The sequence below is a fragment of the Hymenobacter cyanobacteriorum genome, assembly GCF_022631375.1.
Lineage (GTDB): Bacteria > Bacteroidota > Bacteroidia > Cytophagales > Hymenobacteraceae > Hymenobacter > Hymenobacter cyanobacteriorum.
On record NZ_JALBGC010000006.1, the window covers coordinates 151,033 to 175,600 of the forward strand.

19 protein-coding genes and 1 pseudogene are annotated in these 24,568 nt (G+C 65.2%); 8 read left to right on the plus strand and 12 right to left on the minus strand.

Annotated features, from left to right (window positions below):
* The first annotated feature begins 226 nt into the window (after positions 1-226).
* A complete protein-coding gene (locus tag MON38_RS20465; RefSeq protein ID WP_241938015.1) occupies positions 227-3,091 on the plus strand; it encodes a CehA/McbA family metallohydrolase in 2,865 nt (954 codons plus the stop codon).
* Between the two features lie 295 nt (positions 3,092-3,386).
* Complete coding sequence (locus MON38_RS20470) at positions 3,387-4,136, plus strand: hypothetical protein (protein WP_241938016.1); 750 nt, start codon at positions 3,387-3,389, stop codon at positions 4,134-4,136.
* An 86-nt stretch (positions 4,137-4,222) separates the two neighbouring features.
* On the opposite strand, the gene MON38_RS20475 is transcribed toward MON38_RS20470, so the two are convergent.
* From MON38_RS20475 to MON38_RS20515, 9 genes and pseudogenes are all read right to left on the minus strand, one after another.
* Positions 4,223-5,086, minus strand: coding sequence for a transporter (locus MON38_RS20475; RefSeq protein ID WP_241938017.1), 864 nt, complete (start codon positions 5,084-5,086; stop codon positions 4,223-4,225).
* Positions 5,087-5,619: 533 nt separating this feature from the next.
* The gene (locus tag MON38_RS20480; protein WP_241938018.1) at positions 5,620-6,849 is read right to left on the minus strand and encodes an MFS transporter; all 1,230 of its coding nucleotides are present in this window, start codon (positions 6,847-6,849) and stop codon (positions 5,620-5,622) included.
* 56 nt (positions 6,850-6,905) lie between these two features.
* Complete coding sequence (locus tag MON38_RS20485; protein WP_241938019.1) at positions 6,906-8,006, minus strand: PepSY-associated TM helix domain-containing protein; 1,101 nt, start codon at positions 8,004-8,006, stop codon at positions 6,906-6,908.
* 56 nt (positions 8,007-8,062) lie between these two features.
* Positions 8,063-9,019 carry a cation diffusion facilitator family transporter gene (locus MON38_RS20490; RefSeq protein WP_241938020.1) on the minus strand — a complete coding sequence of 319 codons (957 nt, stop codon included), beginning with the start codon at positions 9,017-9,019 and terminating at the stop codon, positions 8,063-8,065.
* Positions 9,020-9,116: 97 nt separating this feature from the next.
* A pseudogene (locus MON38_RS20495) lies at positions 9,117-12,254 on the minus strand (efflux RND transporter permease subunit); the annotation flags it as partial.
* A gap of 128 nt (positions 12,255-12,382) precedes the next feature.
* Positions 12,383-12,862, minus strand: a complete 480-nt coding sequence (locus MON38_RS20500; protein ID WP_241938021.1) for a hypothetical protein — start codon at positions 12,860-12,862, stop codon at positions 12,383-12,385.
* Between the two features lie 136 nt (positions 12,863-12,998).
* Complete coding sequence (locus MON38_RS20505; protein WP_241938022.1) at positions 12,999-13,862, minus strand: sigma-70 family RNA polymerase sigma factor; 864 nt, start codon at positions 13,860-13,862, stop codon at positions 12,999-13,001.
* 149 nt (positions 13,863-14,011) lie between these two features.
* Positions 14,012-14,638 (minus strand): RNA polymerase sigma factor, encoded by a 627-nt coding sequence (locus MON38_RS20510; protein WP_241938023.1) that lies wholly within the window; start codon positions 14,636-14,638, stop codon positions 14,012-14,014.
* Positions 14,639-14,919: 281 nt separating this feature from the next.
* Positions 14,920-15,231 carry a hypothetical protein gene (locus MON38_RS20515; protein ID WP_241938024.1) on the minus strand — a complete coding sequence of 104 codons (312 nt, stop codon included), beginning with the start codon at positions 15,229-15,231 and terminating at the stop codon, positions 14,920-14,922.
* A 233-nt stretch (positions 15,232-15,464) separates the two neighbouring features.
* On the opposite strand from MON38_RS20515, the gene MON38_RS20520 reads away from it, so the two are divergent.
* The 4 genes from MON38_RS20520 (at position 15,465) to MON38_RS20535 (ending at position 19,264) form a co-directional block, all read left to right on the plus strand.
* Positions 15,465-16,310 (plus strand): chromate resistance protein ChrB domain-containing protein, encoded by an 846-nt coding sequence (locus MON38_RS20520; protein ID WP_241938025.1) that lies wholly within the window; start codon positions 15,465-15,467, stop codon positions 16,308-16,310.
* 97 nt (positions 16,311-16,407) lie between these two features.
* Positions 16,408-16,857, plus strand: a complete 450-nt coding sequence (locus MON38_RS20525; RefSeq protein ID WP_241938026.1) for a chromate resistance protein ChrB domain-containing protein — start codon at positions 16,408-16,410, stop codon at positions 16,855-16,857.
* Positions 16,858-16,905: 48 nt separating this feature from the next.
* Positions 16,906-17,949 carry a DUF1259 domain-containing protein gene (locus tag MON38_RS20530; protein ID WP_241938027.1) on the plus strand — a complete coding sequence of 348 codons (1,044 nt, stop codon included), beginning with the start codon at positions 16,906-16,908 and terminating at the stop codon, positions 17,947-17,949.
* Positions 17,950-18,076: 127 nt separating this feature from the next.
* Positions 18,077-19,264: a chromate transporter gene (locus tag MON38_RS20535; protein ID WP_241938028.1), complete on the plus strand. Its 1,188-nt coding sequence runs from the start codon at positions 18,077-18,079 to the stop codon at positions 19,262-19,264.
* A gap of 368 nt (positions 19,265-19,632) precedes the next feature.
* Here the strand turns inward: MON38_RS20535 and MON38_RS20540 are convergent, their stop codons facing one another.
* The 3 genes from MON38_RS20540 to MON38_RS20550 all read right to left on the minus strand — a co-directional run bounded on the left by MON38_RS20540 (position 19,633) and on the right by MON38_RS20550 (position 21,360).
* Complete coding sequence (locus MON38_RS20540; protein WP_241938029.1) at positions 19,633-19,851, minus strand: antitoxin VbhA family protein; 219 nt, start codon at positions 19,849-19,851, stop codon at positions 19,633-19,635.
* Positions 19,852-20,025: 174 nt separating this feature from the next.
* A complete protein-coding gene (locus MON38_RS20545; protein WP_241938030.1) occupies positions 20,026-20,859 on the minus strand; it encodes an alpha/beta fold hydrolase in 834 nt (277 codons plus the stop codon).
* A 39-nt stretch (positions 20,860-20,898) separates the two neighbouring features.
* The gene (locus MON38_RS20550; RefSeq protein WP_241938031.1) at positions 20,899-21,360 is read right to left on the minus strand and encodes a hypothetical protein; all 462 of its coding nucleotides are present in this window, start codon (positions 21,358-21,360) and stop codon (positions 20,899-20,901) included.
* A gap of 277 nt (positions 21,361-21,637) precedes the next feature.
* Between MON38_RS20550 and MON38_RS20555 the strand changes: the two genes are divergently transcribed.
* Together MON38_RS20555 and MON38_RS20560 are read left to right on the plus strand one after the other, a co-directional pair.
* Positions 21,638-21,931, plus strand: coding sequence for a hypothetical protein (locus MON38_RS20555; RefSeq protein WP_241938032.1), 294 nt, complete (start codon positions 21,638-21,640; stop codon positions 21,929-21,931).
* A 54-nt stretch (positions 21,932-21,985) separates the two neighbouring features.
* Positions 21,986-24,553 (plus strand): PAS domain-containing sensor histidine kinase, encoded by a 2,568-nt coding sequence (locus MON38_RS20560; RefSeq protein WP_241938033.1) that lies wholly within the window; start codon positions 21,986-21,988, stop codon positions 24,551-24,553.
* The last annotated feature ends 15 nt before the right edge of the window (positions 24,554-24,568 follow it).

Here is a 24,568-nt window from a genome sequence, read left to right on the forward strand (position 1 = left end):
TCGTCAGGTTACTGGCAGAACGATGAGTCTTGGTAACAGGCCCCTTTTCCGGCAATGTCTGTCGCATTGCAGTTCTTCAATTGAGCATTGCAACGCCTGCACATAACTTATGCGGTAATTTGCGCCACTTCGGTCCGGGCGTTGAACGCCTGCTCACAAGCTTAATCCGTTCTGCTATTCTGTAGGCAGACCCCGAATCATATCCGTACCCATCGCATTTTTAATCATGTCCATACCCGTTACCCTCCGCCGCTGGCTTTTTCAATGCGGGGCGCTCCTGGCGCCAGCCGCCGGCTTTGCCCAGGGGCAGGCCCCCACCCTGCTCGATGATTTCAACCGCCCCGACAGCCCCACCGTGGGCACGGGCTGGGTGGAAACCGAAACCACCCCGGGTCCGGGCGCGGCCATCGTCAGCAACCAGCTCAAGCTCAGCAGCGGGGTTATTGGCCGGGACTTTGTCTCGCGCGACGTATCGGCCCGCTACAGCCCGGTGCTGCGCCAGAACGCCGACCAGCTCACCTGGCTTTTCAACATGCAGCAGTCGCGCCCCAACCCCTCGGGCTTTGGGGCCAACAACTACGGGGCGGCGTTCGTGCTGGCCGGCAGCGCGGCCGACTTTGGCACCGGCAACGGCTACGCGGTGGTGTACGGCAACTCCGGCCAGCCCGACAGCCTGCGGCTGGTGCGCTACACCGGCGGGCTCACCGGCCCGGCCACACTGCGCACCCTGGTGGCGGTGAGCGTGCCGGCGGCCACGGGCGCCCTGACCGGGCCGGCGCACACGGTGCGGGTGCTCTTCGCGCCCGACGAGGACAACTGGACGCTGGAAGTCAGCGCCAACACGGCCACGTTCGACGACCCCACGACGGCCGCCTACACCCGCATCGGCATCCGCAAGGACTCGGCGTTCACCGCAACGGCCCTGCCCTGGCTCGGCGCCTTCTGGAACCACGGCGTCACGGGCACCGAAAACGCCGTGTTCGATAACATCTACGTGACGGCCCCCTGCGCGCTTGGTCCCGCGCCCACCCAGGCTGCCACGGCGGCCACGGCCACGGGCCTGACCAGCACCGGCGCCACGCTCAGCTGGACGGCCGGCAACGGCACGGCCCGCCTGGTGGTCGTGCGGCCGGCCAGCGCCGCCGCCACGGCGCCCAGCGACGGCAGCGTGTACAACGGCAACGCCGCCTTTGGCAGCGGCTCGGTTCTCGGAGCCGGGGGCTTCGTGGTATTTGCCGGCGCGGGCACGAGCGTGACCGTCACCAACCTGCAGCCCAACACGGCCTACGCCTACCAGGTCTACGAGCTGCTGGGCACGGGCTGCACCACCAATTACCTGCAGGCCGGCCCGGCCACGGGCACCTTCACCACCGCGCCCTGCGTGCTGGCGGCCTCGCCCACGGTAGCCCCCAGCGGCGGCACGGCCACGGCGGCCGGGCGCACGGCGGCCACCTTCAGCTGGACGCCCGGCAACGGCACCAACTCGCTGGTGGTGGTGCAGCCGGTGGGGACGACGGCCGCCTTGCCGGTCAACGCCACGGGCTACACCGGGAGCCCGGGCTACGGCGGGGGCAGTGCCCTGGGCAACGGGGCCTTCGTGGTATATGCCGGACCCAGTAGCACGACCAGCGTGACGGTGACCAACCTGGTGCCCGGCACGCAGTACCGGGTCACCGTGTTCAGCTACAATGGCGCGGGCTGCTCGGCCGCTTACCTGACCTCGTTCTTTGCGACGGTGGTGTACACCGTGCCCGTGCCGCCGGTGGGCACGCTGCTGCCCTTCCGTGGCAACCTGCACGCGCACAGCAGCTACTCCGACGGCAACCAGGACGGAACCTTAACGACGCCGCTGCAGGACTTTCAGTACGCGGCCGCCTCGCTGCACACCGACTTTCTGGGCATTGCCGACCACAACCACAGCCAGGCGGGCATGAGCCTGCCCAACTACGCGCGGGGCCTGAGCCAGGCCACCCAGGCCACCACCGCCACTTTCGTGGCGCTGTACGGCATGGAGTGGGGCGTGATTTCGGGCGGCGGCCACGTGCTGGTCTACGGCGTGAACCAGCTGCTGGGCTGGGAGCCGGGCAACTACGACGTGTTCGTGGCCAAGAACGACTACCAGTCCCTGTTCCGGGAAATCAACCGCCGGCCCGGGGCCTTTGCCACGCTGGCCCACCCCAGCCGGGGTGACTACGGCAACTTGGCCGGGGCCGCGTTCAGCGCCCGGGCCGACTCAGCCATCGTGGGCACGGTGCTGCGCTCGGGGCCTTCCACCTCCACCAACACGGCCTACGGCAACCCCTCGCGGGGCAGCTACACCAGCAACTTCCGGGCCCTGCTGGCCAAGGGCTACCACGTGGGCATCACCCTCGACCACGACAACCACAACACCACCTTCATGCGCACCACGCCCGCCCGCCTGGTGGTGCTGGCGCCGGCCCTGACGTCGGCCGACTTGCTCGATGCCCTGCGGCAGCGGCACTTCTACGCCTCGGATGACTGGAACGCCGAGGCCACGCTTACCCTCAACGGGCAGCCCATGGGCTCGGTCTTCACCGGTTCGGGCGCCGCCTCGCTCACGGTGAGCGTCGCCGATGCCGATAACGAGGCCGTGACCTCACTGCGGGTGCTGCGCGGCGTGCCCGGCAGCGGGGTGGCGCCGGTGGTGGTGGCCACGGCCGCGGCGGGGGCCACGGCCCTGAGCTACGTGGACCCGCAGGCCCTCAACACGACGGCCTACTACTACGCCGTGGCCGCGCAGGCCGACGGCGACAGCGTGGTCACCTCGCCCATCTGGTACAGCCGGCAAATTGTGACGGCCACGACGCCGGCAGCGACGGCCGTGGCCCTGGCCGTTTTTCCCAACCCCACCGCCGGGGCCGCCACGCTCTCGTATTTTCTGCCGGCAGCCGGCGCCGTGACGGCGGAAGTACTCGATAACCTGGGCCGTCGGGTGCTGCGCCTCGCGGCCGGCGAGCGGCAGGCCGCCGGCCCGCATACCGTGGCCGTGCCCGCCTTGCCGGCGGGGCTCTACACGGTGCGGCTCACGCACGAAGGCGGCGCGGCCTACCAAAAGCTGGTGGTGCAGTAGCGGGCAAGCGCACGGCGGCCCCGCGCGTCTAGCAATGGGCGAATGTGGTAAACATGATGCCGTCATTCCCGGGGCCCGGCAACAAGGTTCTGCGCGCCGCCCTGCGATGCGAAGACAAGCCGGAAAGCTGGGCGATGTAAGTGAGAAAAAGCCTCTTTTAGTCAGCTAAAAGGGGCTTTTTTGCGTATAACCAGATATGGTTGGAACCCAGAAAAGACCGTTGCAGCGGCCATTGCGTTGGCCCCGTTACCCGGTAAAAACGTTTCGCGGGGACCCCAACCGGCCCGCCTATACCTTGTTCAGCCTACGGCATTACCCGACTTATCTGGCGGTAGCTAACGAACTGGACGAACTCGTGGAGCAGTGGCCCCGAAACCGGCAGCGGACCGTGGCGCTACTGGCCGCGCGGGAGGCTTTTTTCGATGCCGGGGCCACGCATTGGGACGTGGAAACGGTTGCGGACGAGGACCTGACCAACGTGCACGCCCTGATGCGCCAGCAGCGGGAATGGGCGCGGCGGCAGCACCCGGCCCGCGCCGCGCGCTACGCCCACCTGATGACGCTGGCCAGGGCGGCCCTGGCCGAAAGCCAGCGCCGCAAGCAGGGCCCGCCGACCGGAAGCCTCCCGCACCGGCCCCGGCGCTCCCGGCCCCCGAAAGCCCTGCGGTTTACCCCGGCCGCGCCCCGGCCGAACAACCGAGCCGAGGCCCGCCCGCGCTACTCGCTGGGCCAGCTGCTGCGCGACCCGCTGGCCTACTACGCGTCCCTTAACGAGCTGGACGCGTTGTTGGAGCGCTGGCCCTACAAGCGGAATCGCATCCTGCATCTGCTGGCCGTGCACGAGGGACTGGCCCAGCGTGGCGGCCGGGTCGCGGATGAATCTCAGATGCTCGACCCCGGCAATCCGGCCCACCACCGCGAGCGGGCGCAGCACGTCCGGCGCGTCACGGCACGGGCCGCTGATGCGCCCCGCGCCGCCCGGCACGCCCAGCGGCTGCGCGAAGCCCTCGCCTTTCTGCGGTGCCGCGAGAAGTACGGAAAATAAGGGCTTTTACCGGCGCAATACCCCGGCCGAGCCGCCCAAACCGTTGGTGACAGAGCGGATGAGCAAGGCGAACAGGGCCGTTCAGGTCAGCGTCGGAAACTGAAACCGAGGAAGTAGCTGGTTTCGGTGGCCTGCGTGAGGGCCAGGTTGATGCCCAGGTCCAGCTGCAGGTTGTCGCTTACCCGCCAGATGGGCCCGCCGTTGAGTGTAGCGACCCAGGCGGTGGCCCGCGTGTCCCAGGCGCCGGCTACCTCCACGAAGCCGCCGAGGGTGCGGTACAGGTCGTGGCCCACCGTCACGGTAGGGGCGAGCTCCAAGTAGTGCTGCTGAGCTTCGGGGTCGCGGTTCCAGGAAGCCTGCAGCTGGGAGCCAAACGACCAGTCATGCGGGAGCTGCCACGCAAACGGGGCCACGAGGCCTCCCTCCCAGGCTTGGTTGCCGCAGCTGCGCCCGGTGGGCAGCTTCACGAAGGGCATCAGCGCCAGGGCGGTAGCGCCCCCGTCATTGCCCCAGAGGTTGCGCTTGAGCCGCAGGGTGACGTCGCCGAAGCCGGCGCGGCGCACGGGCTGCTCGGCGTCTTCGGTTTGGATGGTGTAGGACTCGACCACCACCTGCAGGTCCATCTGCCGGGTCAGGCCCAGCTTGAGGTTGGCGTGATTCAGGGCCAGCTGCTGGTTGGCTTCGCCGTCGAACCGCTGCTGGCCCAGGCGCACCACGTCGGTTTCCACCTGAAAATGGCCCGCGTCCACCGAGTAGGCGCTTTCCGTGGCGTCCGGCCGGTCGGTGCTCATGGGCCTGAGCCGGGCGCGCGGCACCGGCCGGAAAAGCGAGTAGCGCGGCCGGCTGCGCAACACCGAGTCCTGGCCAACCGGCCGCAGGGACAGTTGGGCTACGACCGGAATGCCCGGTAGGTAGCATAGAACACTTAAGAGGAGCAGAAATCGAAGCATACCGGCGCGTTTGATTAGTAAATTTAAGGTAGCCTAAATTAATTTTTAGGCTACTCTAAATACTGCTTTCGGAGCCGTATTGTTTGACTAGTTTAGAACCGCATGTGAATCATAGGTAGAAACACCATGCCGCAAGCCGACTTTTCTCAACCTATTAGCCAAACAACACGGCCCTGTTCACTGACGCGGATGCTAGCCTGGTCTACCTGGGACGGTGTTACCAGCTATTGCCTGGGCTTCGAGAGGGTATCGGCACCCAAGAACTCAGTAGGTGGGCCGCCAAGCTGCGCCCGCAGGAAAGCCCGAATGATTTTCTGAGAAGGAACGGCGAAAAGCGGAACCTGCTGAATGTGTTTGCCATGACCGGATACAGCATTGGGACAGGGCGCGGCGATGCCGTTTTTGGGTACTACCGACTGCTGTTGCGCAAACGGGAAGCGTGCCCGCTGACTTTCCTGGCATTATCCGCGGACAAAAGCTTCCGGGAAAAGATAACGAACCTGGAAGCCACTCAATTTCCTCAAAGGCATCCCCTATCGGTACTCGATGAGCCGTGTACGGGGCCGAAAAGCAAGGAGCCCCACTCCCAGCAGCCCCAGACTTACCAAACTGCCGACCAAGAAGGAGTTACCGGTAAAGCGCGTGCCCAGCCAGCCGGCCAGCGGGTAGGCAAAGGCCCACCACAAATGGCTCCAGGCGAAGTGCGCCCCGTACACGCGGCCCTGGTGGCTTTCATCGGTTTGCTCGGCAATCAGGGTTTGAGTGGAGAGGTTGACCCAGTTCTGACCGGCGCCGGCCAGCAGCCACAGGCCCATGAGCAGCCACAAGCCGACGTGGTTTCCCGGAAGGATGGCCAGGCTCGTCAGCGCCGCCCCCAGCACCACGAAGGTGGTATGCCGGATGCGCTTGGTGAACACGCCTACCAGCAGCGCGGCGACGGTAGCCCCTACGCCAAAGGCGGCCATCACCCACCCGTACTGCGCTTCAGGCAGCCCCAGCTGCCCGCGCACCAGCCCCACGGTGTTCACCAGAATCAGGGCCCCGCTCACGGCGGCCACCAGTTCCAGCAGCAGAGCGTAGCGCATCACCGTGTTTTTCCACAGCAGCTTCGTGCCTTCCAGCACGGCGGCGATGGTCACCCGCTCGTCAGCGGCCGTCTTGCTATCCTCATTGCGCAGCCGGGCCGGCAGGGTAAATATCAGCACCCCGGAAATCAGGAAGGTGGCCGCGTCAATGAAAAAAATGTCGCGTGCGCCCAGGAAGGCCGCTACCCCACCCGCAATGCCCGGCCCGAGCACGCCCAGTAGCTCGTTGGTGGCGCTGGACAAGCTCAACGCCTGCGGCAGCTCCTCGTCGGTGGTAATGGCCGGCAGCGTGGCCTGAAACGTAGGTGTGAAAAACGCCGTGAAGGCATTGACCGTGAACATGAGCCCGTACACCTGCCAGACTTCCGTCACGAAGGGCAGCAGGCCGATGACGACCATGCGCACCACGTCGGCCGTGACCATGATGGTCTTGCGGTTCAGCCGGTCCGCCAGCACGCCGGCCAGCGGGGAGAGCAGCACGAAAGCCGAAACCCGCAGCGTTAGGGCAAAAGCCAGAATTTGGGCCGAGTGGCCGCTGCCCAGTTCGTAGGCCAGCAGCGCCAGGCCCACCCAGGTCAGCGCGTCGCCGAGCAGCGAGGCCGTTTGAGCCGCGTAGAGTCGGGCAAAGACGGGGTTACGCAAGCTGGTAAAGGGGGCAAACAGGGAAGAAACGGACATGTGGCGGAGAAGTGGAACAAGCTGAAGGGTTGACCCGAATTGGTAGACCCATGATTTCAGGAAGCAACGAGCCGGAGCGCGCGGCGGAATCGGCGCCGGCGCCAAAGCGCGAACCCGCTCAGGGCCAGCACCCCCGGCGCAAGGCCGCCCACCGCGTAGAGAACCCGCAGGGGCCAGCCGCCCACGGAGCCAAAGTGCAAAGCCGGAGCCACCGCTTCCAGCCAGTCGGAACCCGTGGCCTCGGACGCGCGGCTGACTTCTTCCACCCGCCCGGTGCGCGGGTTTAGGCTCACGGCCACGGCCTGCTCGCCGTAGAGGGCCGGGGAACCAGCGGGCTTGCCGCTGACTCGAAAGGTGCCCGTGGCGGTGGTGGGCAGGTACACAAACGTGGGTTGCAGGGGTGAAGCGGCCAGCCCGGCTTGCAGCAGCTGGACGGCGGATTGCGGAAACAGTACATTGGGCGCCGCAGCCTGCGTGGCTCGAACCCAACTGGCGGACTCGAAGGCCGAGCGGTTCATCCAGAAGCCGGTGAAGAAAATCAGGCTGTTGAACAGCACGGTCCAGCTGCCCACCACGCGGTGCAGCCCCGAGGTGCGTCGCCGCCCGGCTGCCCTGCTTAGCGGCACGCGCAGCAGCAGGGCCTGGAGCACGTGCTTGCGGTAGACAATGAGCCCCGTGAGGCAGGACAGCAGCCCCAAGAGGCCCAGCCCGGCCGTGAGCAACATCCCCGGCAGGCCCCACTGGCCGCAGTAGTGCAGCTGCAGCAGCCAGTTCAGCGCCCCGCCGCCCCATTGCCGGTAAGAGCCTTCGCGCACGATGCGGCCCGTGTGCGGGTCCACGTACACGGCGTGCAGGTCGTAGGTATGCGGGTTGCCGTCGTTGCCGTAGAGGCGCAGCTCATACGTATCGGCCGGGTGCTGCGGAAAATGCGTAACGGCGATGCCGCGCAGGCGCGGGTAGCGCCGGGCCACATCGCGGTAGATGGCATCCAGCGACACCATCGGCCCGGAGCCGGTGGTTGCCGTCGGCCGCAACGCATTTTCCAGCTCGGGCTTGAACACCAGGGCCGAGCCGCTCAGCCCCATGGCCAGCAGAAACAGCCCGGCCAGCAAGCCCAGCCAGCGGTGCACGTTAAAAAGGAGTCGGGTAAATCGCATCGGAGTCAACAAGCCAGCTGCCGATTGGTGGCGCTGAGCCAGTAAAGGGGGTGAAATCAGGCGTGCTGGTGGGCCGCCGCCGAGGCCGCGTCGGTGTGCACCAGCGCGGTGGTCAGGTACTGCACGTCCTGCCGCAACTGCGCCACCACCTGCTCGCCCAACTCGTGGGCCTGGCCCACGTTCATCGTATCGGCCACGGCTACGTCCACTTCGGCGTTGAGCTTGTGGCCCAACCAGCGCAGGCGCACGCGGTCCACGCCCAGCACGCCAGGTACCTTGGCGGCACTGGCGCGCACCTCGTCCACCACGGCGGGGTCCACGCCGTCGAGCAGGCGGGTGAAGATGTCCTTGCCCGAGCGCCACACGATTTTCATAATTACAAAGCTGATGATGAGGCCGATGATGGGGTCGGCCAGCGGAAAGCCCAGCCAGATGCCAATGACGCCCAGCAGCACCGAGAGGCTGGCGATGCCGTCGGTACGGGCGTGGTAGCCATCGGCGATGAGGGCCGCACTGCCGATTTCCTTGCCCACCTTGATGCGGAAAATGGCCACCGCCTCATTCCCAATAAAGCCGACCACGGAAGCCGCCGCCACGGCCCACAAGTACTTCACCGGCTCGGGGTGGTAGAAGCGCTGGATGGATTCGTAGCCGGCCACGATGCCGCTGGCCAGGATAATCAGCAGAATGATAACGCCGGCCAGGTCCTCGATGCGGCCGTAGCCGTAGGTGAAGCGCTTGGTGGGGGCGCGGTTGGTGTAGCGGAAGGCAATCCAGAGCGGGATGGCCGTGGCCGCGTCGGCTACGTTGTGGATGGTGTCGGCCAGCAGGGCCGTGCTGCCCGAGAAAAAGAACACGATGACCTGCAAAGCCGAGGTGATGGCCAGCATGATAAACGACCATTTCAGGGCCCAGATGCCGCGCTCGGAGGTGGTGGCCACGGCATCGAGGCCTTTCTTGGCCCCGGCGGGGCCTTTTTTCAGGAAGTCCTGGAGAAACTGGGGGAGTTGCATTCGGGCAGTGGGATTAAGATGAATCAAAAAGTTGTTGCCGCTATTCGCGGGCTTGGTGCGCAGCGCGGCCGGTTAGCGTGGGCTGGGCCGCCCCGGATTTGCGGGCTGCCCGCCGCTCGGTCCAGCTTTCTTCCAGGGAATAGAGGATGGGCAGCACGACCAAGGTGAGCAGGGTGGCCGTGACCAGGCCGCCAATCACGACCGTAGCCAGGGGCTTTTGCACTTCCCCGCCGGCGGAGTTCGACAGGGCCATGGGCAAAAAGCCCAGCGAGGCCACCGTGGCCGTCATCAGCACCGGGCGCAGCCGCACGTGCGTGCCTTCCAGGATACGGCCGCGCAGGTCGCTCAGGCCTTCCTCCTTGAGTTGGTTGAAATAGCTAATCAGCACGATGCCGTTGAGCACGGCCACGCCGAAGAGGGCAATGAAGCCCACGCCGGCCGAGATGCTGAAGGGCATGCCCCGCAGCCAGAGCGAGAGCACCCCGCCGATGGCCGAGAGCGGGATGGCCGTGAAAATGAGCAGGGCCTGGCTAACCGAATCAAACGTGGCGTAGAGCAGCAGGAAGATGAGCAGCAAGGCCACGGGCACCGCAATCAGCAGCCGGTCGCGGGCCGACTGGAGGTTTTCGAACTGCCCGCCGTACGTGGCGTAGTAGCCGGGCGCGAATTTCAGCTTTTGGTCAATGCGCTGCTGGACCTCCTTCACCAGCGTTTCCACGTCGCGGCCGCGCACGTTGAAGCCCACCGTGATGCGGCGCTTGGCGTCGTCGCGCTGAATCTGGCTCGGCCCGGAAGTCATCTCCACGTCGGCCACTTGCTCCAGGGGAATCTGGCGCCCGTCGGCCGTACCGATGAAGAGCTGGCGCAGGCTGCCGATGCTCTGGCGGTCATTCGCCTGCAGGCGCACCACCAAATCGAAGCGGCGCTCCTGCTCAAACACCTGCCCGGCTACCTGGCCCGCAAACGCGGCCTGCACGGTGCGGTTGACCTGCGCCACCGTCACGCCGTATTGCGCCAGCTTGTCGCGGTCAATGTGGGCCACGATTTGCGCCTGGCCGGTGGCCCGCTCCACGTACAAATCCGTCGCGCCGGGCACCCCCCGCACCAGCCGGCCCACGCGGGTGGCGTACTCGTCCAGCTGGTCCAGGTCCTCCCCGAAAATCTTGATGACCACGTCCTGCTTGGCCCCCGAAATCAACTCGTTGAACCGCATCTGGATGGGCTGCTGGAAGCCGAAGGTCACGCCGGGAATGGTGTGCAGCCGAGCCGACATCTTTTCCACCAGTTCTTCGCGGCTGTCCGCCGAGGTCCAGTCCTTTTTGTCTTTGAGCACGATAATCAGGTCGCAGGCCTCCACCGGCATCGGGTCGGTGGGAATGGCCGAAGAGCCGACTTTGGCCACCACTTCTTTCACTTCCGGGAATTCCTTGAGTAAAATGCCCGCCGCCTGCTGCGCCTTTTCGGCCGTGTAGGTGATGGAGGAGCCGGGCAGCACGCGGGTTTCCACGGCGAAGTCGCCCTCCTCCAGCGTGGGAATGAACTCGCCGCCCAGCGTGCGGAACAGCAGGCCCGCGCCCACCAGCAGCACCAAAGCTGCGACCAGCACCAGGGTTTTGGCGCGCAGGGCCCAGGCCACGACACGCTGGTAGCGCAAGGCCAAGCTCCCAAGCAGGCGGTCGGAAATGTTGCGCCGGTGCTCCGTGCTTCGGCTCAGAGCCAGCGCCGACATCATGGGCACGTAGGTGAGGCTCAGGATAAAGGCGCCGAGAATCGCGAAGGCCACGGTTTGCGCCATGGGCCGAAACATCTTGCCCTCAATCCCGCCCAGGGCCAGCAGCGGCAGGTACACAATCAGGATGATGATTTCGCCAAAGGCCGCCGAGGAGCGAATTTTGCTGGCCGCGTGGTACACCTCCTCGTCCATTTCGGGGCGGGCCAGGTCGGCCGAGCCCGCCGGCCGCCGCAGCAAGGCCAGGCGGTGCACGATGGCCTCGACGATGATGACGGCCCCGTCCACAATCAGCCCGAAGTCAATAGCCCCGAGGCTGAGCAGGTTGCCTGACACCCCGAACAGGCGCATCATGCCGATGGCGAAAAACATGGCCAGGGGGATGACCGAAGCGACCACCAGGCCCGCCCGCCAGTTGCCCAGAAACAGGATGAGGACGAAAATGACAATCAGGGCTCCTTCCGCCAGGTTTCTCGTCACCGTGCCGATGGCTTGGTCCACCAGCTTGGTGCGGTCCAGAAAGGGCTCGATGACCAGGCCTTCGGGCAGGGTCTGCTGGATGACGGCCATGCGCTGCTTGACGCTTTTGATAACGGCCGACGAGTTGGCTCCCTTGAGCATGAGCACCAAGGCCCCCACCACTTCGCCTTCCGTGTTGCGCGTCATCATGCCATAGCGCACGGCGTGGCCAAACTGCACGTCGGCCACGTCGCGCACCAGCAGGGGGACGCCGCCGCTGGCGGCCGGCCGCACCACCATCCGGCCTACGTCCGCCAGCGAGCCGGCCAGCCCCTCGGTGCGGATGAAGTAGGCCGAAGGATTTTTATCGATGTAGGCCCCGCCGGTGTTCTGGTTGTTCTGCTCCAGGGCATTGAAAAGGTCCTCCATGGTGATGTTGTGGCTACGCAGGCGGTCGGGGTCCACGGCTACTTCGTACTGTTTGATATTGCCCCCGAAGGAGCTCACGTCGGCCACACCCGGCGTGCCCAGCAGTTGGCGGCGCACCAGCCAGTCCTGCAGCGTGCGCAGTTCGGTGGCGTTGTATTTCTTCTCGTACCCTTTTTTCGGGTGCAGCACATACTGGTAGATTTCCCCCAGGCCGGTCGTGACCGGGGCCAGCTCCGGCGTGCCGGTGCCGGGCGGAATTTGCTGCTCGGCGGCCTTCAGGCGCTCGGTGACCTGGTTACGGGCCCAGTACACGTCCACGTCGTCGGGAAACACGATGGTGACCACCGAGAGCCCGAAGCGCGAAAACGAGCGCACCTCCTGCACGTCCGGAATGGTGGCAATGGCCTGCTCGATGGGAAAGGTCACCAGCCGCTCCACGTCGGGCGCGCCCAGCGAGGGCGTTTGGGTGATGACCTGCACCTGGTTGTTGGTGATGTCGGGCACCGCGTCGATGGGCAGGTGGGCCACCGAGTAGCCGCCCCAGGCAATCAGGCCCAGCGTAAGCAGGCCAATGAGCAGCTTGTGCGTGATGGAAAAATGAATGATGCGGTCGAGCATAAGGTGCTGAACTGAGGGAGGAATACCCGGAATGAGAAGGGGAGAGGGCGGCCGGAGCCGACACGCAAAAAGGACCGCCCCGGACATGGCATAGCCATTCCAGCGCGGTCCTTACCAGACGCGGTTTATCAGATTACCAGGGAACCAATGAAGATTCGCAGGTCGGGGATTTTGGGTTTGAGGTGCGCGGGCGGCACCAGCACCACGGCCAGCTGCCGGTCCCAGGCCTGAAACGGCCGGAACCCGAAGCTCAGCGCGGGCGGCAAAGCCAGCACGGCGGGCGCGGCGTGGTCGGTGAGCAGCTTGGCCAGCGGGCTCACGCCCGCCAGCTGCTGCTCGTCGTCGCCGGTGCAGGCGTGGTGCCCGTGGTAAGACTTGGGCGCGTGCGCTACCTGGTGGGCCGCGGGGTGCTGCCCGGCCGGGTGGTCATCGTCGTCGTCCTCATCGTGGTGATGATGGGCCTGTGGCAGGCCCGGCAGGTGCAGGTGTTCGCCGCCCTCGTGCAGCTCATGGGCCGCGGCCACCGCCGGCCCCAGCAGCGCGCTCCCGAACACGACCAGCAGGGTCGTGGCGATGAGGCGGATGGAGGCGAGGTGGAAACGGAACATCGAGGCAAAGGTAAAGCCGTCTACGCGCTCCAATTTCTTTTGGTTAAATCGGCCCATCATTGCAATTAGCCAGGCCGGGTTCTTGTGCCATCGTGGAGGGCAGCGACCCCATCGGCCATCAGGCAGCCCGCCGCCGCTAGCCCAGGTACGGTTTCAGGGCCTTCGAACGCGTGGTGTGCTTGAGGCGGCGGATGGCCTTTTCCTTAATTTGGCGCACCCGCTCGCGGGTCAGGCTGAACTGCTCGCCAATCTCCTCCATCGACTGCGCGCCTTGTCCGTTCAGCCCGAAGTAGAGCGTCACGACGTCCGCTTCCCGCCGGGTCAGGGTCGAGAGGGCCCGCTGCACCTCCCGGCGCAGGGAGTCGTGCAGCAGGCCGGCATCGGGGCTGTCGGCATCCTCGTTCTCCATTACATCGAGCAGTCGGTTTTCCTCGCCCTGCACGAAGGGTGCATCTATCGAGACGTGGCGGCCCCCGACTTTCATCGTGTCCGTGACCTCGGCGGTGCTCAGCTCCAGCATTTCCGCAATTTCGTCGGCCGAAGGCTCGCGCTCGAATTTCTGCTCCAGCTCCGAGAAAGATTTGCTGATTTTATTGAGCGAGCCCACCCGGTTCAGGGGCAGGCGCACGATGCGGCTCTGCTCGGCCAGGGCTTGCAGGATGCTCTGGCGAATCCACCACACGGCGTAGGAAATGAACTTGAAGCCCTTCGTCTCATCGAAGCGCTTGGCCGCTTTAATCAGCCCCAGGTTGCCCTCGTTGATGAGGTCGCCCAGGGTCAGGCCCTGGTTCTGGTACTGTTTGGACACCGACACCACGAAGCGCAGGTTGGCCTTGGTCAGCTTTTCGAGGGCCATCTGGTCCCCTTCGCGGATGCGCTGGGCCAGCAATACTTCCTCGTCTATCGACACCAGACTCACTTTGCCAATCTCCTGGAGGTACTTGTCCAGCGACTGGCTTTCGCGGTTGGTAATCTGCTTGCTGATTTTGAGCTGTCTCATGCGCTAACGCTACTACTTATTCTGGTTTCAACGTGGGGAAGGACCCGCTCCCGGCGCTTCGCGCTGCGGCAGGGTCCAATGGGTATCAAGATGCCGGCCGGCGGAAAGGTTCACGGCGCGGGCAAAGTCCCGTTCTACTTCGGCGAGGGTTAGAGCGCGCCCTGATTTTTCTGGGCCAGGTTCAGCAGGAGCTCCCGGGCCTTATGCAGTTGGGCTTTGACTGTGCCCAGCGGGGCCTGAAGCTCCACGGCTACTTCCTCGTAGGTTAACTCGTCAAAATAGCGCAGGCGCACCAGCTTCTGGTATTTAGGGGGCAGGTGCCCGACCAGCTGCTGGACACGCTCGATGCGCTGCTGCCGGATGTAGACCTCCTGGGGATTCAGCTCCGGCGAAGCCACTTCGAGCAGCATTCCGTCGCCGTTACCCAGCTGCATCTCGGTGCTCAGGGACAGCGTTTTCAGCCGGCGCTTGCGAATAAAGTCAATGCAGTGGTTGGTGGCGATGCGGAACAGCCAGGTGCTGAAAGCGTAGTCGGCGCGGTAGCGCGCCAGGGACTGGAAGGCTTTGGCAAAGACTTCCTGCGTGAGGTCGTCGGCATCGTCGGCGTTATTGACCATCCGCAGTACCACGTGGTAGAGCGACTTGCGGTAATTAGCCAGCAGGCCCTCGTAGGCTTTGGCGCTGCCCGCCAGCGCCGCCTCAATCAGGACCAGGTCCCGTTGCGCCCGGGCTGAAAACTCGCGTTCGGTATCCGGGCTTGTTGAATCCAGGGGCATGGTCAGGAAGCGGTGAAGTGAGGATTGATTAACGTGGGCGCGTAGCTTTTCCGGCGGTTGGGAAGCCGCTGCTTGGTCGGGCGGCTGGTTACCTCACGGAGGCAGTCGGCGGGGGATATGGAGAAAGGCGCTGGTCAGCTGTTTGGGCCGCGCCAGTCCTGAGCGGGCTCAGGGGTTCAGCTCCCGCTGATTAACAGGCAGGGCAAGGGGAGGCGCTACTGCTAATGGGGATAGGGCGACCGGTTTTCGAACCACCGGGCGGAGCGCTCTCAGGAAAGTGATTACAGCGCCAGGGCGACGCCGGCGCGCAATTCATCCCCCGCGACGGACCGGGTGTACTCCGGCCGGCCGTTGCGGGACAGGGACAGCACCAGGCGCGCCGCGCCGGGCCGGGGGCAGCGGCTGGTGACTTGCAGACTGGTGCCGTTGGCAAACTCCAGGGTCAGGTTCGTGGCCTCCGCCGTGGGCCGGGGCCGGGCCACCACCCGAACCGGCGCGAACGGCCGGGCCGCTTCCAGGGCCGTGCCCAGGTAGTGGACCGCCAGGGCCTGGCAAATGGCATCGCCCGACACTTGGCTAAGCTCAGTGCGCAACTCTTGTAAAAAGGAGGTTTCGTTGGGCATAAAGGCAATGGGTGGCGTTGACGAAGTGCAAGCACAGTGCCAAAAACCGGAAAGCGTCGCGCTGAACCAGATTTCGACGGCGCTTCAGTGCGCCCAGTTGTTGCTTTTGCGGCGCCGGCCGGCCCGGGAAGTCAGCGGCAATCGTTCTACTTTAGCCCCGGGACCGGGTGAGGCCGGCCCCGGTGATTTTCGATACCCTCCCTATGCAATGGATAACCCGCGAGCGGCCCAAGATTGACCGCCTGGCCTGCCCCTGGCTCATTCTGCGGTTCATCGACCCGGCCGCCGAAATTCTCTACGTGCCCACCGCCGAGGTCGTGCCCACCGCCGAGCGCACCGGGGCCATTCCCTTCGACGTGCCGGGCGTGGAGTTCTCGCACTACGGCGCGGACTGCACCTTCGACTACTTCCTGAAAAAGTACGCCCTGACCGACCCGGCCCTGCTCGCCATGGCCCCCATCGTGCGCGGGGCCGACACCGATAACCACGCCCTGGCCCAGCAGGCGGCCGGCCTGTGGGCCATCTCGGCCGGTCTGGCTCACAACATCACCGACGACCAGCAACTGCTGCAGCAGGGCCGGGTGCTCTACGATGCCCTTTACACCTGGGCGGAGCAGCTACAGGGTCAGCCCCACACCCAGCAGCCCGAGGAGCAGCTGCTGGTGCAGGTCTACACGGCCTACCTGCAGCGCACCCAGGACAAAAATGCCCCGCCGCCGGCCTGGACGGCGCAGCTGCGCGAGCTGATTCAGGACCACCTCGATACCAACCTGAGTTTGCGCCTGACCGAGGCCGCCGACGCCCTGCAAGTGAACCCCAGCTACCTCTCGCGCGAGTTTGCGCGCTACTTTGACGACCTGAGCTTTGGGGAGTACATCCGCAAGCTGCGCATCGAAAAGGCGTTGCAGCTGCTCGACACCACCGCGTATTCCATGGGCGAAATCGCCTACCTCACCGGCTTTTCCGACCAGAGCCATTTCACGCGCATCTTCAAGCAGCACACGGGTCAAAGCCCGGCCGCTTACCGCAAAAAGCGACCGGGCAGGTAAAAATTATACCAACGGGAAAATCCGTTCTATTTTTCCGGCGGCGGGCCGCGTAGCATTGCAGTCAGCATCGGTGTCATGCCCCCGGTGCTGACAAGCCATGAAATGGATAACCCGCGAACGTCCGAAGATTGACCGCATCGCCTGCCCCTGGCTGATTCAGAACTTTGTCGACCCGGCGGCCGAATTCCTCTTTGTGCCCCCGGAGCAGGTGCTGGCCCAGGCCGCCGCGCTACCGGCCATTGCCTACGACATCGCCGGGGCCGACTACACCCATGAAGGAGAGTCCTGCACCTTCGACTACATTTTAAAAAAGCATCGGCTCACCGACCCGGCCCTGCACCAGCTGGCCCGCATCGTGCGCGGGGCCGACACCGACCGCTTCGAGCTGGCTCCGCAGGCGGCCGGGCTCTGGGCCATTTCCGCCGGCCTGAGCTACAACTGCGCCGACGACCACGAGCAGTTGGCCATCGGCCTGAAGCTTTACGACGCGCTCTACAGCTGGGCGCGGCACGTCCCCGCCGAGCGCCACACCTGGACCCCGGGGTGAGCCCGGCGGCCGGATTATTCTTAATCGCAACTACGTAACTCCCCACCCATGAACCACGCCATTTCCCGCCGCGACGCCCTGCGCGCCACCGCCCTGCTGGGCGCTACTTCCCTGCTGAGTGTCGACGACACCCTGGCCGCCGTGGCGGTCCCGGCCGCGGGTAAAACTCCCGCCCTGAGCGCGGCCGACCAGGCCGCCATCGACGCGGCGCTGGGCAAGAAGGGCACTTACAACGAGGCCCAGGCCACCCACCTCATTGGCCTGCCCCGCAACGACCTCAAAGTGAAAATCAAGGGTGAGCCGGTGCCCATTGCCTTCGGCTTCGGCGGCTGGGTGGCCATCAAGCATACGCTCGACGGCAAGTCGGCCATGCTCATGAGCGACACCGTGCTGCTGGAAGCGGAAGTGAACCCGCTGATATCGGCCGCTTTCGCCAACGGCCTCGAAATCGGGGCCATCCACAACCACTTTTTCTACGAGGAGCCGCGCATCTTCTACATGCACGTCATGGGCATGGGCAGCCCGGCCGAACTGGCCCGCAAGTTCGCGGCCACGCTCAAGGACTCGAAGCTGCTGCCAGCTAACCAGCCCGCGCCCAGCGCCCCGGCCGCCGCGCAGGCGGGCAACAACGCCACGCCGGCCGCCGGCCCGCCCACCGGCAAGGAACTGTTCGACCTGCCCGCGCTGGATGCCGTGGTGAAGTACCCCGGCGTCGTCAACGGCCCCACTTACAAGTACACCGTGGGCCGGGCCGACCTGCAGTCGGTCATGATGAACACGGAGATGACGGCGGCCATCGGCCTGAATTCGTGGGCGGCCTTCGCCGGCAAGCAGGACGACGCCCACATTGCCGGCGACATCGCCATGCTGGAGCACGAAGTGAATCCGGTGATTAAAGCCCTGCGGGCCCATAACCTGGAAGTGGTGGCCGTGCACAACCATATGCTGGGCGACACCCCGCGCATGATGTTCCTGCACTACTACGGCCGGGGGCCGGCCGCCCAGCTGGCGCAGGGCTTCCGCGCCGCGCTCGACCAGCTGGGCAAGGGCAAAGGGGCCGGCATGAGCGGCATGGAAGGCATGAAGCACTAGCCAATCTCCCTTCAGACCAGGACACTGCATCCCCCGCTTTCGGCCGGGGCTGGGAAGCTGCGTGCCGTTTTTTTGAGCCAGCTGCTTATGGCCCTGCGTTAAGATTCTGCAAGAAAAGACTTTATCTATGGAAACCGTTACTACTGCCGTTGCACCCGCTCCCGCCTACCGCCTCGGAGACTTGATTCGCTACTTCCTGCGGCTGGGCAGCCTGGGCTTCGGCGGCCCGGTGGCCCTCATCGGCTACATGCACCGCGACCTGGTGGCCGAGCGCGGCTGGATAAGCGAAGGCGAATACAAAGACGGGTTGGCGCTGGCCCAGATTGCGCCCGGTCCGCTGGCCGCGCAGCTGGCCATCTACCTGGGCTACGTGCACTACCGCCTGTTGGGTGCCACGCTCGTGGGCCTGGCTTTTGTGCTGCCTTCCTTCCTGATGGTGCTGGCCCTGAGCATCGCCTACACCGCCTACGGCGGCCTGCCGTGGATGCAGGCGGTGTTCTACGGGGTCGGGGCGGGGGTTATCGGCCTGATTACGGTCAGCGCGGTCAAGCTCACCCGCAAGTCGCTCGACCGCGACTACTGGTTGTGGGCCTACTACCTGGTGGCGGCCGCCGTCACCATCGTCACCCACGAGGAGCCGGTGCTGCTCTTTCTCGGGGCCGGGCTGGTGCAGTGGCTGCGCAAAGCGCCGCCGATGGGCTGGCTGCGCCGGTCGGGCCGGGCCCTGAGCCTGGCCCCGGTGAGCGGGCTGCTGCTTATAGCCATAGCCAGTCGCGCCCAGTCGGGCGAGCTGGCCCGGATTTTCTGGTTCTTCACTAAAGCGGGCGCGTTTGTCTTCGGCAGCGGGCTGGCCATCGTGCCGTTCCTGCACGCGGGCGTGGTGGAGCAGTACGACTGGCTCAGCGACGCGCAGTTTCTCGACGCCGTGGCCGTGGCCATGATTACGCCGGGGCCGGTAGTCATCACCGTGGCCTTCATCGGCTACCTGGTGGCGGGGCTGCCCGGCGCGTGCGTGGCGGCGCTGGCCACGTTTCTGCCCTGCTACGTGCTGACGGTGGTGCCGGCCCCGTACTTCAAGAAGTACGGCCAGCGCCCGGCCATTCAGGCGTTCGTGGCAGGCATCACGGCGGCGGCCATCGGGGCCCTGAGCGGGGCCGTGGTGGTACTGGCCCAGCGCACGCTGGTGGACGGGCCCACGGTGCTGCTGGCGGCCCTTACAGGACTGGCGCTGTGGAAAGCCCCCAAGCTCAAGGAGCCGGTGCTCATCCTGCTCGCCGCCGGCGCCGGCGTGTTGCTCACCCTGTGGTGGCCCTGATAAGACGCGGCCGAGGCAATATGAAGCGTTCGCGAGAAAGCAGTGGTGAAGCAATGACGAGGATAGTTTGGCTTCAGCAGAGTTGGTCCGATGGAGCTAGGTAGCCAGAATGTAGCCGCAGGCAAGCAGGCGTCCGCCGACTGTGAAAGCGGCCTTCAATGGCATAGCGCAGTTCCAGTAGACTCAATGCTCCTTCGATGAACAACTCGTAGAGGTCAGCGCAACGAGGCCCGTGCAACAGTCCCCTGACTTGCATACGGGCACGAGCCTGCGTTACAGCATAACGTCGCTCCAATGAGGGCGTGGTAAATAAGATAAAGGACATCGGTGCGCGCACCACAGCAGGACGTTAGCACGGTGATAACGGCTTAACAGTCCAGCTTGTTTTGCGAGGGGCGAGGAGCCAGGGCCTCCTTTTCGAGCAGGGCCTCCACTTCCGAGAGTAATAACTCGCCGGCTACGAAACGGGCCAGCAACTGACGCTCGTAAGGCCCCGGTTCCAAGGTGGTGCGCTCCGACAGGGCAAGGGCAAAATTCACCGCGTGCTGTCGATGCTCGGGTGCTTCAAACAGCAGGGAGTAATTCACCCGACAAAGTTAAAGGACATCCAGGAGAGCAAACAAGCTGAGCATTAGCCGTTTTTGCGGTGTAAATACGTGTTTTGCTAGTTTAACTACCTGCGGAGGTAGGTAAACGCGGGCAGCCGGGCCTGGCAGCGAAACGTTTTGCGAAATGACTCGGTGAGCAGGCCCGGTTAAGAGCTAAAACGTGGGCGGAGTTGGGTTCAGGTCAGAATCCAGAAAGTCGGTAATCATCGGCACGAGCCAGTCAGCCCGCTGCATCATCCCAATGTGGGTGGTGCCGGGCAGAATGGCCAGGCGGGACGGCGGCAGGCCGTGCAGGTCGCCCATCTTACCGCCGCCTTTGGCCCGGAACAGGTCCAGCGCGTGCTCGTATCGCACGCCGTCGGCGTCGCCCAGGGCCAGGAACAGCGGCGCCTCAATGGCTTTTACCGCGTCGGACCAATTATAGGGCTGCACGTCGATGGCCTTTACCTTCTGCACGAATTCCGGAAAGTGGGCGGCCTCGTTGCCCCATTCGAGGTACTGCTGTCGAATGGAGCTGCCCTCGAACATCTCGGCCGTGAATGTGGCAAAGCTGGCCTCTACGTCGGGCCACCAGCCGTCGTGCGCGTAGGCACCCGAGAGCACCACGAGCCGGCGCACCCGCGCCGGGTGGCGCACCGCGACCTGGAACGCTACCCCACCGCCCATGCTGTAGCCCAGCACGTCGGCTTGCTCGATGTTGAGGAAGCGGAGCAGCCCGGCCACGTCGTCGGCCATGGCTTCGTAGCTGATTGTCCGGTCAATGTCCCGGGTGCGGCCGTGGCCCTGCATTTCCGCCACAATCACCTGCCGGCTTTGGGCCAGCTGCGGCAGGAAGTGCGCCCAGTTCAGGGGGATGGTCATGTAGGAGCCGTGTAGCAGCACGAGGGGCTTTCCCTGGCCATGCACTTCGTAGTAAAGCCGGAGCCCGTTGACGTCGGCGTAACCGCTCCGTGCCGGCTGGGTAATCTGGTTGGCTTTCGTTTCCATGAGAGGAGTTGAGTTGCTGTAAAGCCCGGCCGGTGGCCGCTACCGGATACGTGTGTAAATGAGGTCCAAATCCGGCTCCCATTGCGCACCGTCTTTCGACATCTCCCCCTTGCTGACGATGGTATTGCCGTCGTCGGCGAACGTAAACATGTAGCGCTGAGCGAACTCTGGGCCGCTACGCCACCACTCCAGCACGTTGCCCTGAAAACTGACCTCACACTTACGCGAAACCTGCCGCTCGTCGAAGTAGAGCATGAACCATTCCTTCCGGGTGTTGTCACTGCCAAAAATGGCCACGTTCGCCGGGAAGCCCTCTTCCGCAAGGGTGGCGTGCATGAGCACAAAGGCCCCCCCTTCCAGCCACTGAAACGAAGCCTGGCCGTGCAGGGTCTTGCCGGGCAGCTGCGGGTGGGTGCCGGTTGTTTTCCATTCCCCAATCAGGGCACCGAAGGCGGTGAGCGCCGGATTGGGTATGGCGGCGCGGTGGTCAGCATTTTTCAAAGCAGGGGGTCCAAGGTGAAGGCCTATTAACGACAGATTACTACCATGACGCAGCCCTGGGGTGCTGGGTTTTTAGCTATTACCCACCATGCTAATCTACCAGAGATGCGTGGGACGAGGGAGTTAGCCTGGCGGGCGACAGTACGCTAAGGTCTATTGGCCTGAGCCAGTGTCAATCAGTAATACTTACTCTCAACGACCGGCAGCTAAATAGCAAAGAGTTACGTACGATGAGCAACTTCTGCGCCTTTGCCGGTTCCTTTTTTGCCTTTTTCTGATGTCTAAAGTACCTGTGCCGACCGTTGCCTTCACCGAGCCGCTGACCAGCCCGCCGCGGGTCCACCGCCCGGCCACGCTGGCGGAGCTGCTGGAAGTGGCCGGCACCCGCAAACGCATTGTGGAAGCCTGGGGCGTGTCGGCCCGCACCTACGACACGCGCAAGCGCAGCCCCAACACCTGCACCATCGGCGAGCTGCAGCAGCTGGCCCGGGTGCTCCACGTTTCCGAGGCGGAGCTGTTTGCCGTGGTGCGGGCCGAGGCCGCTCAGGTACCAGTGGTGCCGGCCGCCTAAGCATTATCCCCCGGTACATAGTAAAGCCTATTTCCTTGCCTTATTCCCCGCTACATGCCTGACTCCCTAGGGCTGCTTACGACCGTTGCCCCCCCTGACCAGCTGCTGCGCGACCTGTTGGCTGTTTCCCTGACCGGCGTCATTCTCTACACCCCGATGTACGACCCGGCGGGCTCGGGCGAGATAGTCGACTTCACCTTCGAGTACCTCAACCCCACGGCCCAGCGCATGATGGCCATGCCGGAGGTGCCCACCGTGACGCACAACCAGCAGTGGCCCCACAGCAAGGCGCACGGCACCTTCCAGTTCCACGTCGAGGCCTACGTGAGCGGGGAGCCGCGCGAGTACAACGTCAACTACCAGGCCGACGGCTACGACAACTACTACCGACTGGCCGCCCGCCGTTCAGGACCCGGCCTGCTGGTGAGCTTTACCGACACGGCCGACCAGCCCCGCTCCCCCGTCGAAGTGGCGCTGCGCGAGGCCCAGGCCGCCGAAAAAGCCGCCCGCGCCGATGCCGAAGCCCAGCGCCAGCTGCTGCAGGAGGTGTTTCACCAGGCGCCGGTGGCCATCGCCCTGCTCGACGGGCCCACCTACCGCATTACCTTGGCCAACCCCACCGTGTGCGAGCTCTGGACGCGGCCGGAAGAACAGCTGCTGAGCCGCCCCCTGCTCGACGCCATGCCCGAGCTGCAGGGCCAGGGCATCGACACGCTGCTCGACGGCGTGCTGCACAGCGGCCAGCCGTTTGTGGGCACTGAGCTGCCGTTCGACGTGGTGCGCCACGGCCGACGCGAAACCATCTACTTCAACTTCGTTTACCAGCCCCAGCGCAACGTTCGGGGCGAGACGACCGGCGTGCTGGTGGTGGCCACCGACGTCACTCCCGTTGTGGTCGCCCGCCAGAAGGTGGAAGCGCAGGAGCAGGAAACGGCGGCCCTGAACGAAGAGCTGGCCGCGGCCAACGAGGAAATCCAGGCCAACAACGAAGAACTACAGTCCAGCCAGACCGAGCTCCTGAGCCTCAACCAGGAACTCGAAGCCCACGTGCAGCAGCGCACCTTCGAAGTTAATGCGGCCCGCGCCGAAGCCGAGGAGCAGCGCAACCGCCTGGAGCGGCTGTTCCGGCAGGCCCCGGCCCTGATTAATCTCTTCACCGGCCCCGACCACGTGCTGACCCTGGTGCACCCGAAAACCGAGCTGCTGCTGCCCAACCGGCCCCTGCTGGGACTCCCCCGCCGCCAGGCCCTGCCCGAGCTGCCCGAAGAGCAGCACGAGCCCCTCGACCGCGTGTACCGCACCGGCGAGGCCGTGCATCAGCCCGAGCGCCTGACCCGCCTCGACCGCTTCGACACCGGCCAGCTCAGCGACGTGTACCTGGATGTGGTCTACCAGCCGCTCTTCGACGCGGCCGGCCGCATCGAGGGCGTGATGAGCTTTGCCCTGGACGTGACCGAGCGGGTGCGGGCCCGCCAGGAGCGGGAGGCGCAGCGCCAGCAGCTCTACGACCTGTTCATGCAGGCGCCGGCGGCTATCTGTATCCTGGCCGGCCCGGAGCTGGTGTACGAGCTGGTGAATCCCGGGTATCAGGACCTGTTTCCGGGCCGTGAGCTGATGGGCCGCCCCATCCTCGACGCCCTGCCCGAAATCGCCGGGCACGCCGTGTACCAGGGCTTCCGGGATGTGTACGACACCGGCGTCACGCTCGAAGCCCAGGCGCTGCTCATTCCGCTGGCCCGGCCCGGGGACGGGGAGCTCGAAGACCGCTACTTCAACTACATCCAGCAGGCCCGCCGCGGGCCCGACGGCCGGCCCGATGGCGTGCTGGTGTTTGCCTTTGAAGTCACCGAGCAGGTCCAGGCCCGCCAGCAGGCGCAGGCGCTGGCCGCCGAGCTGACCACCGCTAACCAGCAGCTCTCGCGCACCAACGTGGACCTGGACAACTTCATCTACACGGCCTCGCACGATTTGAAAGCTCCCATCAGCAACCTGGAAGGCCTCGTGCTGCTGCTGCGGGAGGAGCTGCCCGCCGCCGTGGCCCAGGACCGGCACGTGGCCCCGACGCTCACGCGCATGCTCGATTCGGTGGAGCGCTTCAAGCGCACCATCGACCACCTGACCGAAGTCAGCAAGCTGCAGCAGGCCCACGCCCCGGAAACCACCGCCGTGGACCTGGCCGCCGTGGTCGAGGACGTGCGAGAGGACCTGCACCCGCTGATTCAATCGCTGAATGCCCAGCTGGCCATCGGCGTGACCGACTTTCCACCCGTTCTTTTTTCCGAGAAAAACCTGCGGAGCGTGGTGTACAACCTGCTCAGCAACGCCCTCAAGTACCACGCCCCCGACCGCCGGCCCCACGTGGATGTGCGGGCGCACGCGCTACCGGGCTTCACCGTGCTGGAGGTCCACGACAACGGCCTGGGCATTGCGCCCGAACACCTGCCCCGGCTCTTCACCATGTTTCAGCGCTTCCACGACCACGTGGAGGGCACCGGTATTGGCCTGTACATGGTCCAGCGCATGGTCGAGAATGCCGGCGGCCGCATCGAGGTCCACAGCCAGCTCGGTTCCGGCACCACCTTCTTCGTGCACCTGCCCCACGCGCCCGTGGCCACTTCGTAGTTTTTCCGCTTACCC

What these genes read in the sequence shown, in the direction of transcription:
- MON38_RS20525 (WP_241938026.1), top strand. Translation starts at nt 16,408, where the DNA reads ATGAAATGGATAACCCGCGAACGTCCGAAGATTGACCGCATCGCCTGC.
- MON38_RS20465 (WP_241938015.1), top strand. Translation starts at nt 227, where the DNA reads ATGTCCATACCCGTTACCCTCCGCCGCTGGCTTTTTCAATGCGGGGCG.
- MON38_RS20500 (WP_241938021.1), bottom strand. Translation starts at nt 12,862, where the DNA reads ATGTTCCGTTTCCACCTCGCCTCCATCCGCCTCATCGCCACGACCCTG.
- MON38_RS20545 (WP_241938030.1), bottom strand. Translation starts at nt 20,859, where the DNA reads ATGGAAACGAAAGCCAACCAGATTACCCAGCCGGCACGGAGCGGTTAC.
- MON38_RS20475 (WP_241938017.1), bottom strand. Translation starts at nt 5,086, where the DNA reads ATGCTTCGATTTCTGCTCCTCTTAAGTGTTCTATGCTACCTACCGGGC.
- MON38_RS20520 (WP_241938025.1), top strand. Translation starts at nt 15,465, where the DNA reads ATGCAATGGATAACCCGCGAGCGGCCCAAGATTGACCGCCTGGCCTGC.
- MON38_RS20535 (WP_241938028.1), top strand. Translation starts at nt 18,077, where the DNA reads ATGGAAACCGTTACTACTGCCGTTGCACCCGCTCCCGCCTACCGCCTC.
- MON38_RS20530 (WP_241938027.1), top strand. Translation starts at nt 16,906, where the DNA reads ATGAACCACGCCATTTCCCGCCGCGACGCCCTGCGCGCCACCGCCCTG.
- MON38_RS20485 (WP_241938019.1), bottom strand. Translation starts at nt 8,006, where the DNA reads ATGCGATTTACCCGACTCCTTTTTAACGTGCACCGCTGGCTGGGCTTG.
- MON38_RS20510 (WP_241938023.1), bottom strand. Translation starts at nt 14,638, where the DNA reads ATGCCCCTGGATTCAACAAGCCCGGATACCGAACGCGAGTTTTCAGCC.
- MON38_RS20505 (WP_241938022.1), bottom strand. Translation starts at nt 13,862, where the DNA reads ATGAGACAGCTCAAAATCAGCAAGCAGATTACCAACCGCGAAAGCCAG.
- MON38_RS20490 (WP_241938020.1), bottom strand. Translation starts at nt 9,019, where the DNA reads ATGCAACTCCCCCAGTTTCTCCAGGACTTCCTGAAAAAAGGCCCCGCC.
- MON38_RS20480 (WP_241938018.1), bottom strand. Translation starts at nt 6,849, where the DNA reads ATGTCCGTTTCTTCCCTGTTTGCCCCCTTTACCAGCTTGCGTAACCCC.
- MON38_RS20560 (WP_241938033.1), top strand. Translation starts at nt 21,986, where the DNA reads ATGCCTGACTCCCTAGGGCTGCTTACGACCGTTGCCCCCCCTGACCAG.
- MON38_RS20555 (WP_241938032.1), top strand. Translation starts at nt 21,638, where the DNA reads ATGTCTAAAGTACCTGTGCCGACCGTTGCCTTCACCGAGCCGCTGACC.